The organism is Vibrio sp. V12_P9A6T4 (genome assembly GCF_963874835.1).
In the GTDB taxonomy this organism is placed as follows: Bacteria; Pseudomonadota; Gammaproteobacteria; order Enterobacterales; family Vibrionaceae; genus Vibrio; species Vibrio anguillarum.
Genome location: NZ_CAWNJO010000060.1, coordinates 149,999 through 161,670, shown reverse-complemented (window position 1 = coordinate 161,670; position 11,672 = coordinate 149,999). Strand labels below are relative to the sequence as shown.

12 protein-coding genes are annotated in these 11,672 nt (G+C 45.6%); 8 read left to right on the top strand and 4 right to left on the bottom strand.

Annotated features, from left to right (window positions below; genetic code table 11):
• The 7 genes from AACQ42_RS10440 to purF all read left to right on the top strand — a co-directional run.
• On the top strand, nucleotides 1–1,136 hold a 1,136-nt coding region (locus AACQ42_RS10440), incomplete at its 5' end, for a FimV/HubP family polar landmark protein (RefSeq protein ID WP_303396287.1).
• A 171-nt stretch (nucleotides 1,137–1,307) separates the two neighbouring features.
• Nucleotides 1,308–2,102 (top strand): tRNA pseudouridine(38-40) synthase TruA, encoded by a 795-nt coding sequence (truA, locus tag AACQ42_RS10435; protein WP_026027499.1) that lies wholly within the window; start codon nucleotides 1,308–1,310, stop codon nucleotides 2,100–2,102.
• Nucleotides 2,103–2,277: 175 nt separating this feature from the next.
• A complete protein-coding gene (gene accD, locus AACQ42_RS10430) occupies nucleotides 2,278–3,204 on the top strand; it encodes an acetyl-CoA carboxylase, carboxyltransferase subunit beta (RefSeq protein WP_013857293.1) in 927 nt (308 codons plus the stop codon).
• 44 nt (nucleotides 3,205–3,248) lie between these two features.
• Nucleotides 3,249–4,514 carry a bifunctional tetrahydrofolate synthase/dihydrofolate synthase gene (gene folC / locus AACQ42_RS10425; protein WP_094165739.1) on the top strand — a complete coding sequence of 422 codons (1,266 nt, stop codon included), beginning with the start codon at nucleotides 3,249–3,251 and terminating at the stop codon, nucleotides 4,512–4,514.
• On the top strand, nucleotides 4,515–5,060 hold the full coding sequence (locus tag AACQ42_RS10420) for an SPOR domain-containing protein (protein ID WP_094165738.1): 546 nt from the start codon (nucleotides 4,515–4,517) through the stop codon (nucleotides 5,058–5,060).
• Nucleotides 5,061–5,121: 61 nt separating this feature from the next.
• Nucleotides 5,122–5,613, top strand: coding sequence for a CvpA family protein (locus tag AACQ42_RS10415; protein ID WP_013857290.1), 492 nt, complete (start codon nucleotides 5,122–5,124; stop codon nucleotides 5,611–5,613).
• 33 nt (nucleotides 5,614–5,646) lie between these two features.
• Complete coding sequence (purF, locus tag AACQ42_RS10410; RefSeq protein ID WP_013857289.1) at nucleotides 5,647–7,161, top strand: amidophosphoribosyltransferase; 1,515 nt, start codon at nucleotides 5,647–5,649, stop codon at nucleotides 7,159–7,161.
• An 82-nt stretch (nucleotides 7,162–7,243) separates the two neighbouring features.
• Here purF and AACQ42_RS10405 read toward each other — a convergent pair whose 3' ends face one another.
• Both AACQ42_RS10405 and rnt read right to left on the bottom strand, forming a co-directional pair.
• A complete protein-coding gene (locus AACQ42_RS10405; RefSeq protein ID WP_010318473.1) occupies nucleotides 7,244–8,569 on the bottom strand; it encodes a Na+/H+ antiporter family protein in 1,326 nt (441 codons plus the stop codon).
• Nucleotides 8,570–8,590: 21 nt separating this feature from the next.
• A complete protein-coding gene (gene rnt / locus AACQ42_RS10400; protein WP_010318472.1) occupies nucleotides 8,591–9,250 on the bottom strand; it encodes a ribonuclease T in 660 nt (219 codons plus the stop codon).
• 202 nt (nucleotides 9,251–9,452) lie between these two features.
• Between rnt and motY the strand changes: the two genes are divergently transcribed.
• A complete protein-coding gene (motY, locus tag AACQ42_RS10395; RefSeq protein ID WP_013857286.1) occupies nucleotides 9,453–10,334 on the top strand; it encodes a flagellar protein MotY in 882 nt (293 codons plus the stop codon).
• 107 nt (nucleotides 10,335–10,441) lie between these two features.
• On the opposite strand, the gene gloA is transcribed toward motY, so the two are convergent.
• A complete protein-coding gene (gene gloA, locus AACQ42_RS10390) occupies nucleotides 10,442–10,858 on the bottom strand; it encodes a lactoylglutathione lyase (RefSeq protein WP_013857285.1) in 417 nt (138 codons plus the stop codon).
• A 169-nt stretch (nucleotides 10,859–11,027) separates the two neighbouring features.
• Nucleotides 11,028–11,663 (bottom strand): endonuclease III, encoded by a 636-nt coding sequence (gene nth, locus AACQ42_RS10385; protein ID WP_010318469.1) that lies wholly within the window; start codon nucleotides 11,661–11,663, stop codon nucleotides 11,028–11,030.
• Nucleotides 11,664–11,672: the final 9 nt, after the last annotated feature.

The window sequence follows — 11,672 nt, the reverse complement described above, 5'->3', positions numbered from 1 at the left end:
GTGAAGAAGATGCACTTGCTTCAATTAGTGAGCCTTCTCTAGAAGAAAAGGAAGACGAGAGCGACCTTACGGATCTTGAGCTGCCAGAGTACACAGAAGAAGACGCGCTAGCGGATGCGATAGCCGAGCCTCAAGAAGCGGCGTCAGAGCCTGTTGCTCAAGAAAGTTTTGAAGCGATTGACGAGCAATCCTTACCTGAATTCGGTGAAGAAGATGCACTTGCTTCAATTAGTGAGCCTTCTCTAGAAGAAAAGGAAGACGAGAGCGACCTTACGGATCTTGAGCTGCCAGAGTACACAGAAGAAGACGCGCTAGCGGATGCGATAGCCGAGCCTCAAGAAGCGGCGTCAGAGCCTGTTGCTCAAGAAAATTTTGAAGCGATTGACGAGCAATCCTTACCTGAATTCGGTGAAGAAGATGCACTTGCTTCAATTAACGAACCAGCACTAGAAACAGATCAACAGCCGCTTTTAGAAGATGATGACGCAGACCAATTGCAGAGTGTTTCAAAACAGGAGTTCGATGAGAAAGCCTTAAAAGATTGGCTAGATGAGGAAAGCGTATCTTCTGCGCCATTCTCTTTTGATCGACCATTAGATGCTCGTACCATTGATAGTGCTGGTATGAATATTGATGCAATGTTAGAGGTGGGCGGTGAAGATTGGAACGGTTTTAATTTAACGCCAGATCAACAAGCTTCCATCCCAGATGACGTGCCTGAAGAAGAGCTTGCCGTTTGGAATGATGAGATTCAAACCGACGAGCCTCAAATTCTTGATGAAAACTGGGGAATTCAAGATGAACTCGATGATTTTGAAGCCCAAAAGAGCCAGTACATGACCATCGATGAGCTAATGGCTCAAGTTGAGGGTGAAGAGGGGATTAGCCCTGAAGATGAAGAACTCAAGTTAGATGTTGGTTTAAGTGAATTTCCGGATGTGATTGGTGACATTGGTGATATCGATGTAGACAATAACTCTGAGGCGGCGGGTAAGCTTGACCTCGCCAAAATTTACATCGAGATGAACGATGATAAAGGGGCGATAAAACTGTTAGAGGAAGCCATTGTTGATGGTAGTGATGATATTCGACGAGAAGCGAAATCCTTGATTGACAGCGTTAATCGCCGAGCTTAAAAACAAACGAGGCCGTGAATATACGGCCTCGTTGTTATTGAATAGCCTTTTCTGACTTGCAGATGACCTGAACTTCACATTGAAAGTTGTTGGGGGTAGATGACTTGTCGATTAGAATTTTTTTTTGATTGCGATTATACTGCCCGACCCATTTTCAAAGAGAATCAGATGATGAGAATCGCTTTAGGTATTGAGTACAATGGTTCTCAATACTATGGTTGGCAGCGACAACGTGACGTTAAAAGTGTCCAAGAAGAATTAGAAAAAGCACTCACAGTTGTGGCGAACCATCCGGTTGAAGTATTGTGTGCGGGGCGCACCGATGCAGGGGTTCACGGCACAGGACAGGTGATACATTTTGATACTACGGCTTGCCGAAAAATGGTCGCTTGGACAATGGGTGTCAATGCTCATTTACCAAAAGATATCGCTGTTCGTTGGGCAACTGAGGTTTCAAGCGATTTTCACGCTCGCTTTTCGGCTACAGCACGCCGTTATCGCTACATCATTTATAATCATGCTTATCGCCCTGGCATATTATCTTCAGGTGTCAGTCATTATCATGGCGATTTAGACGTTGAGAAAATGCAGCAAGCAGGGCAGCTTTTATTGGGCGAAAATGATTTCACCTCTTTTCGCGCTGTGCATTGTCAATCGAATAGTCCTTGGCGAAACGTCATGCATTTGAATGTGACTCGGCATGGCAACTATGTCGTCATCGACATTAAAGCAAATGCTTTTGTCCATCATATGGTGCGAAATATTACCGGTAGCCTCATCGTTGTCGGCCGGGGTGAGCAGCCTCCCGAATGGATAAAATGGCTGCTTGAAGCCAAAGATAGAAAACTGGCAGGTGCAACAGCCAAAGCGGAAGGATTATATTTGGTTGCTGTTGATTATCCAGAAGAATTTTCTTTACCAAAAGAGTCGCTTGGGCCGCTATTTTTAGCTGATAATTTGAACTAATAACGCGTAAAGTGTCCAAAACAGAGTCGTGACGTGTGTGGAAATGACAGCCAGAAAATAGGTACAACCAGTTTTTTGTCTACACTAAGCATTTTATATGTTTTAATCCTCACGCATAAATCCCAAATTTGTATCTTTCGCAATCACGCGAGAGAGTTAAGAGTAAAGGTCTTCCATGAGTTGGCTTGAAAAGATTTTAGAAAAAAGCAATATCGTAACTTCGCGTAAAGCATCCATCCCTGAAGGGGTTTGGACTAAATGTACTTCTTGTGAGCAAGTGTTATATCACGCTGAGCTTGAGCGTAACTTGGAAGTGTGCCCTAAATGTGATCATCACATGCGCATGAAAGCACGTCGCCGCTTAGAGACTTTTCTTGATGAACAGAATCGTGTCGAGATTGGTGACGAGTTAGAGCCGCAGGATAAACTCAAGTTTAAAGACTCAAAACGTTATAAAGAACGCCTTTCAGCCGCTCAAAAAAGCAGTGGTGAGAAAGACGCTCTTGTGGTGATGCAAGGCGAACTATTGGGTATGCCTTTGGTTGCTTGTGCTTTTGAGTTTTCTTTCATGGGTGGTTCAATGGGGTCTGTAGTTGGTGCGCGTTTCGTACGAGCTGTTGATGCCGCTATAGAAAACAACTGTGGTTTGGTTTGCTTTTCTGCCAGTGGCGGCGCGCGTATGCAAGAAGCGTTAATGTCATTGATGCAGATGGCAAAAACCAGTGCGGCGCTTGAACGTTTATCAAGCAAAGGCTTACCTTATATCTCAGTGATGACGGACCCTACCATGGGTGGCGTATCGGCAAGTTTAGCGATGCTTGGTGACATCAATATTGGTGAACCTAAAGCACTGATTGGTTTTGCAGGTCGTCGAGTTATCGAACAAACGGTACGTGAAGATCTACCTGAAGGTTTCCAACGTAGCGAATTCCTAATTGAGCATGGTGCGATTGATATGATTGTCGATCGCCGTGAAATGCGTCAACGCGTGGGGGGATTGATCGCTAAATTGACCAATCACAGCTCACCGTTGGTCGTTTCTGTTGACGATTCACCGATTGAACCTGATTACGCTGTACCAGAAGCGCACGAAAAAGGGTAAAGTAGGCACTAACACACTAACTGCTTAATGGTTATAAACGTTAGATGACTCAAAACCTTATCCCACAAGCCACATCCTCTCTTGCGATGTGGCTTGATTATTTAGCGAATATTCATACCTCCGCTATCGACCTTGGCTTGGATCGTGTTCAAGCTGTGGCTCAAAAAGCGAATCTTATTAAACCTGCACCTACCGTAATCACCGTGGCTGGAACGAATGGCAAAGGCTCGACCTGTGCATTAATGGAAGCCATTTTATTGGATGCAGGTTATTGCGTGGGCGTTTATAGCTCACCTCATCTTATCCGTTATAACGAACGCGTGCGTATTAATGCGCTTGAGCTCAGCGATGAACAGCATACGCAAGCCTTCGCTTTTGTTGAAGCGCAACGGGGTGACATCAGTTTAAGCCTATTTGAGTTCGGTACATTGGCGGCGCTGCGTTTATTTCAAACGCAAGCGGTGGATGTCATTTTATTGGAAGTTGGGCTAGGTGGCCGACTTGATGCGACCAATATCGTGGATCACGATGTTTCTGTGATCACCAGCTTGGCGATTGATCACGTGGATTGGCTCGGCGATGACATCAATGTTATTGGCTATGAGAAAGCGGGGATTTATCGCGCAGGTAAACCCGCTATTTGCGGCCAGCCTAAGCCACCACCAACGGTTGCAGCGCATGCCGATGATATTGGTGCGGAGATGTACCAAGTCGGTATTCAGTTTTCCTATGAACTTGCCTCTGAAACAACGTGGAATTGGCGAAGTGGTCCATTTGAGTTATCTGATTTACCGCTCCCTCGCTTGCCCTTGCCTAATGCGGCTACGGCATTAATGGCACTTGGCTGCTCCGGTTTAGCTGTGAGTGATGTCAATATCGTCAATGGGCTTAGCAACGCAACACTTGCTGGGCGGATGCAAAAAATCAGTGATAGCCCAGAAATCATTCTTGATGTTGCACATAATCCCCATTCGGCCGAATATTTGGTGGCGCAGTTCAAACAGCGTTACGCACACAAAAAGGTCCATGTAGTGATTGGCATGCTGCATGATAAAGATGTGAAGGCCACGCTTCATCAACTGAAATCAATCGCTAACGTTTGGTATCCTGCTTCATTAAGTGGCCCTAGAGCCGCGCAAGCGAATGAACTGTGTCAGTACCTTGAGCCAGGCGTTAAACCGTTTGCTAACCCAGTCAGCGCTTTTGAAGCCGCGATGACACAAGCCGATAGCAATGATGTCATTATCGTGGTTGGGTCGTTTCATACTGTGGGTGAAGTATTAGAGCACTGGCAGAACAAAGGAGTATAAATGGCAAGTAAGTTTCAGAGCCGCTTGGTAGGAACAATTATATTGGTGGCGATAGGGGTGATAGTGTTACCTGATGTATTGGATGGCAAAAAGACCCACTATAAAGAAGATATCGCCAGCATCCCAATTAAGCCCGAATTAGACAGCGACGTAGAGAAGTTTGAAATTCTCGACCCCGTTGAAGATCAAGTCGCGTTGCCCGATTCGCCTGTTGAAGTGATCGCACAAACTAACCAGAGCGACGCAGCAACGCAGAGCAAGCCACTCGCTGTGAAAGTGAAAGAAACGGCGGAAAGAAATGATTACCAAGATAGTGCTTGGCTCATTCAGTTGATGGCATTAAAGAATGCCGAAAACGCAAAAACCGTGGTTAAAGATCTGCAAAAACGGGGTTATCAAGCTCATACTAAGCAAGAAAATGGCTTCACTCGGATCATTATTGGCCCAGATGTTTCCAAAACTAAGCTTGAGCGTCAACTCTTAGAACTGGAAAAAATTACCGGTGCAAAAGGTCAATTGCTCAAATTTAAACCACTAAACCCATAAGAAAACGTTTGCGTCGCGTTTTTTTCTGTTAAAATGCGCGCCAACTTAAGATGTAGAACTCATGAATTGGTTAGATATTGTCATTTTAAGTGTGATCGGCCTATCGGCATTGATCAGTTTAGTCCGTGGCTTTGCTAAAGAAGCGTTGTCATTAGTGATATGGTTCGGTGCATTTTTTATTGCCAGCCAATACTACGCAAAACTTGCGGTGTATTTTTCAAATATCAAAGATGACATGTTTCGTAATGGCGCGGCCATCGCAGCACTGTTTGTTGCAACACTCATTGTCGGAGCGATCATTAACTATGTGATTGCTCAATTGGTACAAAAAACGGGCCTATCTGGAACTGATCGGGTACTGGGCATTGTTTTTGGAGCATTGCGTGGTGTGTTGATTGTTTCAGCTGCCTTGTTTTTTATGGATGCGTTTACCGCATTTCCAAATTCAGAGTGGTGGAAGAGCTCGCAATTGGTACCGGAATTTAGCCGTATCATTGCGCCGTTCTTTGAGCACTTACAAGCAACATCAAGTTTTCTCTCTGGCGCGATTTAGCGCCAGTTACTGTCGCAAATCGAGGATCAGGACATGTGTGGTATTGTTGGAATCGTGGGTACAACGCTGGTAAACCAGTCAATTTATGACGCGTTAACGGTATTGCAGCATCGTGGCCAAGATGCCGCTGGTATTTGTACCATAGAAAGCAATCGTTTCCGTCTGCGTAAGGCGAACGGTTTAGTGAAAGATGTCTTTGAAGCAAAACACATGCAGCGTCTTCAAGGAACGGTGGGTATTGGGCATGTGCGTTATCCTACTGCGGGTAGTTCGAGTGCCTCAGAAGCTCAACCTTTCTACGTTAACTCCCCGTTCGGTATCACGCTTGCTCATAACGGCAACCTCACCAATGCCAACGAAGTACGCCAGAAGTTGTTTGAAAAAGATCGTCGCCATATCAATACCACTTCAGATTCCGAAGTGCTGCTTAACGTCTTGGCGCATGAAATTGATACAGTCAGAGGCAATGTAACCGCAGAAGATGTGTTTCGTGCTGTCGCCAATGTACATCGCACCATTCGCGGTGCTTATGCTGTTGTCGCGATGATCATTGGGCATGGGATGATCGCGTTTCGTGACCCGCATGGTATTCGTCCTATCTGCTTAGGTAAACGTGAAGTCGATGGCCGTACCGAATACATGGCCGCTTCGGAGTCTGTGGCGCTAGATGCTGTCGGCTTTGATTTTGTGCGTGACCTTGCCCCCGGAGAAGCGGTGTATGCGACCTTTGATGGCCAGCTATTTACTAAACAATGTGCCGATAATCCAACACTTAACCCATGCATTTTTGAATTTGTCTACTTCGCCCGCCCAGATTCGTTTATCGACAAAATTTCGGTTTACAGCGCGCGCGTAGAAATGGGTAAAAAGTTGGGTGAGCGCATCAAGAACGAATTTGCTGACTTAGATATTGATGTCGTGATCCCCATTCCTGAGACTTCGTGCGATATCGCATTGCAAATTGCACAAGCGATTGATATTCCATATCGCCAAGGTTTTGTTAAAAACCGCTACGTTGGCCGCACATTTATTATGCCGGGCCAGCAACAGCGTAAAAAGTCAGTGCGACGTAAACTCAATGCGATTCGTTCTGAATTTAAGGGCAAAAACGTGTTGCTAGTGGATGACTCGATAGTGCGTGGAACCACGTCAGAGCAAATTATTGAGATGGCTCGTGATTCTGGTGCAAACAAGGTGTACATGGTGTCAGCCGCGCCTGAGATCCGTTTCCCTAACGTCTATGGCATTGATATGCCAAGTGCTAACGAGTTGATTGCTCATGGTCGAGATGCCGATGAAATTGCGCAGCGAATTGGTGCCGATGCTCTGATTTTCCAAAATCTGGAAGATTTAGTGGATGCCGTCGGCATGGGTAACCGCGATATTGCAAAATTTGAAGCGTCGGTATTTAACGGAGAATACGTCACGGGCGATATTGATCAGCAGTATCTTGATTTTCTTGAATCGATGCGCAGCGACGATGCAAAAACGGTTCGAGAAATCCAGCAAGATCTCGCCAACCTAGAGATTCATAACGAAGGCGCGTAATCGAGCGCATCTCCCCAAATAGGCTGCAAAGAAAAAGGCTTCCATCGAGGAAGCCTTTTTTGTGCTCGTTAACAGGGTTTGACTAAAGGATCATTGCCGCAATCCAGCCAAACACAATCAGTGGAATATTATAATGGATGAAGGTTGGGACCACCGTTTCCCAAATATGTTCGTGTTGGCCATCCGCATTTAGGCCTGACGTTGGTCCCAAGGTGGAATCTGACGCTGGAGAGCCAGCATCGCCTAACGCAGCAGCGGTACCCACTAGCGCAATGGTCGCCATAGGCGAAAAGCCAAAGGCGAGGGCAAGGGGCACGTAAATGGTTGCGATGATTGGAATCGTTGAGAAGGATGAACCAATGCCCATAGTGACCAACAAACCGACGATCAGCATTAATAAAGCAGATAACGCTTTGTTGTCGCCAATGCTTACTGATAAGGCTTCGACGAGCGACTCAACTCCACCGGTGGCTTTCATCACGGCGGCAAATCCGGCCGCTGAAATCATAATAAAGCCAATCATTGCCATCATATGTACACCTTTGGTGAATACATCGTGCGTCTCTTTCCATGCAATCACACCACCAAAAGTGAAGACCATAAAACCAGCCAGTGCGCCGATGATCATCGAACCTGTGGACAGTTGCACGGCAAGTGCCGTGATAATACCGAGCGCGGCAATCAAAATATGCTTTTTGTTGATCGCTTTTGGTTCGGTATTAATGACAGTATGTTCCGTCTCTTGATACTGGCGAGGTTTACGATAGGTAAAGAAAATGGCGACCAGTAAGCCAAAAATCATCCCAGCGGCGGGTAGCAGCATAGCTATCGGCACTTGGCTTGCCGTCACGTTTTCAAGGCCATTATCGCGTAAATTCTTGAGTAAGATGTTATTGAGGAAAATCCCACCAAAGCCGACAGGCAAGACCATATAGGGCGTGATAAGGCCAAAAGTGAGCACGCAAGCAATCAGCCTGCGGTCAAGCTTCAGCTTGGCAAAGACGCCCAATAGCGGTGGAATTAAAATCGGAATAAAGGCGATATGGACAGGAATGATATTTTGCGATGACATGGTAACTAGAACCAGCGCGACCAGAACCGCATACTTCAAACCTGTGGTGGCCGCGCCATGCTCTTTGCCATGGATACGCTTAATCACGTTTTGCGCCAGTAAGTCAGTAATACCAGATTTAGAAATCGCGACGGCAAAGGTGCCTAGCATCGCATAACTTAGTGCGATGGTTGCACCACCACCTAAGCCACTTTCAAATGCAGAAACAGCGTCATTTAAACTCATCCCTGCAACTAAACCACCGACGATCGCACTAAATGTCAGTGCGACGACGACATTGACCCGCATCAGCGCAAGAAGCAGCATGATGCATACAGAAATTACTACAGGATTCATATATTTCTCGGTTAGTTGTGTTTACTTGTTATTGTTTTCTGAAGGTTCAACAAGTGGCCATCCGCCAAGGGCCTTCCATTTGTTGACGATACCGCAAAAAAGTTCGGCTGTTTTTTGCGTATCGTATAGCGCTGAATGCGCTTCTCTATTATCAAATTCCATCCCAGCGGATTTGCACGCTTTGGCCAAAACGGTTTGCCCATAGGCTAAACCACTTAGCGCAGCGGTATCAAAAGTCGCAAAAGGGTGGAAAGGGACTCGTTTTAGCTTGCAGCGTTCACTGGCTGCCATCACGAAATTCAAGTCAAAGGTAGCATTGTGCGCCACCATGATCGCGCGGCTACAGTCATTGTCGCGTTGCTCTTTTCGGACTAGCTTATAAATTTCTCTGAGTGCTTCGGCTTCGCTGACAGCACCGCGTAATGGGCTAAATGGGTCACGAATGCCATTAAACTCAAGCGCCTCTTTTTCAAGGTTGGCACCTTCAAAAGGCTCAACATGAAAGTGAATCGTCGATGCTGGGTGCAGATCACCTTGTTCATCCATACGCAACGTAATCGCGCAGATTTCTAATAGTGCATCGGTCTTTGCATTGAAACCGGCTGTTTCGACGTCGATGACGACGGGAAAATAACCGCGGAAACGCTTTTTCAGTGTCAATGCTTCATTTACTTCAGTCATGCTAGCTCTTGGTTGTGTGACAGGGCTGGCATTATTACAGATTCTTTCTACGATAAAAACCAAACCCGTTAATAAATGCAGGTTTCACTATGCGTTGGATAGTGCGGTGATGTGGCTAGATTTTTGCATTAACTTAGTCAATAGAAAGCGAAGCGGCAATTTTCCGCCATCGTTGTAGTATCGCTCGGAGAATAAAATCGTTATGAATAAATGGGTTACTGCCACTATTGTGATGACAAGCATACTGACATCCTTTGCCCCTATGGCGATGGATAAGCGTTATGTGGCAACACCACAGCAGTCTACGTGGCAGATGGTGACGAATACCCCTTTAGAGTGTCGTTTGGTCCATCCGATCCCCAATTACGGTGACGCTGAATTCTCTTCACGTGCGAATAAGAAGATTAACCTCGATTTCGAACTCAAAATGCGTCGTCCAATGGGCGAAACTCGCAATGTAAGTTTAGTGTCATTACCACCGAGTTGGCGTCCGGGTGAGAGTGCAGACCGTATTACCAATTTGCAATTCTTCAAACAGTTCGATGGTTACATCGGTGGTCAAACCGCTTGGAGCCTACTCAGTGAATTGGAAAAAGGACGCTATCCAACCTTTAGCTACCAAGATTGGCAAAGCCGAGATCAGCGCATTGAAGTCGCTCTCTCGTCGGTTCTTTTTCAAGAGAAGTACAACGTGTTTAGCGATTGTGTGAGCAATTTGCTGACGTACAGTTTTGAAGATATCTCATTTACGATTCTGCATTACGACCGCGATAATGTGCAACTCAATAAAGCTTCGCAAAAACGGCTTGCGCAAATTGCTGACTATATTCGCTATAACCAAGATATTGATTTGGTGTTGGTTTCTACCTATACCGACTCTGTTGATAGTCGAGGAGTGAGTCAGGATCTTTCTGAGCGTAGGGCTGAGGTATTAAGAGACTACTTTAAATCACTGGGGTTACCTGAGGATCGCATTCAAGTGCAAGGCTATGGTAAACGTAGGCCGATTGCCGACAACGCATCACCCATTGGCAAAGATAAAAACCGTCGCGTGGTTATTTCACTGGGTCGAACAATTATCTAATAACGTTAGAGTAAAAAAGCAGCCCATTTCAAAGGCTGCTTTTTGTGATGTTATCCGGGAAACCTTACGCATCTAGTTTATATAACTAGCTGATGCTGCAAAGAGGCTTATCCTTCTAAACCTGCTGATGCTTGTTTGTTTTGGATAAGTTCAATCATGTAACCATCAGGATCTTTCACAAAAGCGATATGCGTGGTGCCACCTTTTACTGGGCCAGCTTCACGGGTCACATTACCTCCAGCCGCTTTAATCGCGTCACAGGTGGTATACACATCTTCAACACCAATGGCGATGTGGCCAAAAGCATTACCTAGGTCATAGCTTGTGGTGCCCCAGTTATAGGTCAGTTCGATCACCGCCCCCTGAGATTCATCGCCATAACCCAGAAATGCCAATGTGTATTTGTATTCTGTATTTTCATTAGTACGAAGCAGTTGCATACCCATGACCTTGGTGTAAAACGCGATCGATTTTTCTAAATCGCCTACGCGTAGCATGGTGTGCAAAATACGACTATTTGACATGTTGAGCTCCTAACTTTCTGATGAAATATCTATCTCCACCCGACCACTGTGGCGATGATGTTGGCTTACGTTCACCCACTCCAATCACAGAGTTTATCTATGTTCAAAGGAATTTGTTTACTTAACTGCCTACTTGCAGAGTTGAGTCTTTTGGGGATCTGGTTAAATTTTATAGGTCAGTTTTATCAGAGAATTCGCAAAGATCTTCAATGATACAACTGCCACAACGCGGCTTTCTTGCGACACAGGTGTAGCGACCATGTAAGATTAACCAGTGATGAACATCAACTTTGAATTCTTTAGGGACGACTTTGAGTAGTTTTTGTTCCACTTCATCAACGTTTTTACCCACCGCAAACTTGGTTCTATTTGAAACACGGAAAATATGCGTGTCAACGGCGATGGTTGGCCACCCGAAAGCGGTGTTCAATACCACATTGGCTGTTTTTCTACCAACGCCGGGCAGCGATTCTAATGCTTCACGGCTCTCTGGCACTTCTCCTGCGTATTGATCCAATAAGATACGGCAAGTTTTGATAACGTTTTCTGCTTTGGAATTGAATAAACCAATGGTTTTGATGTATTGCTTTAACCCATCAACGCCAAGCTCAAAGATGGCTTGTGGCGTATTAGCAATAGGGTAAAGTTTGTCAGTGGCCTTATTAACGCTGACGTCAGTCGCTTGAGCGGAAAGCAGTACTGAGATCAGTAACTCAAACGGTGTGCTCCATTTAAGCTCGGTTTCTGGCTTCGGGTTATTGGCCCGTAAACGTTCGAGGATCTCGACTCGTTTGACATTATTCATCGTTTGGAA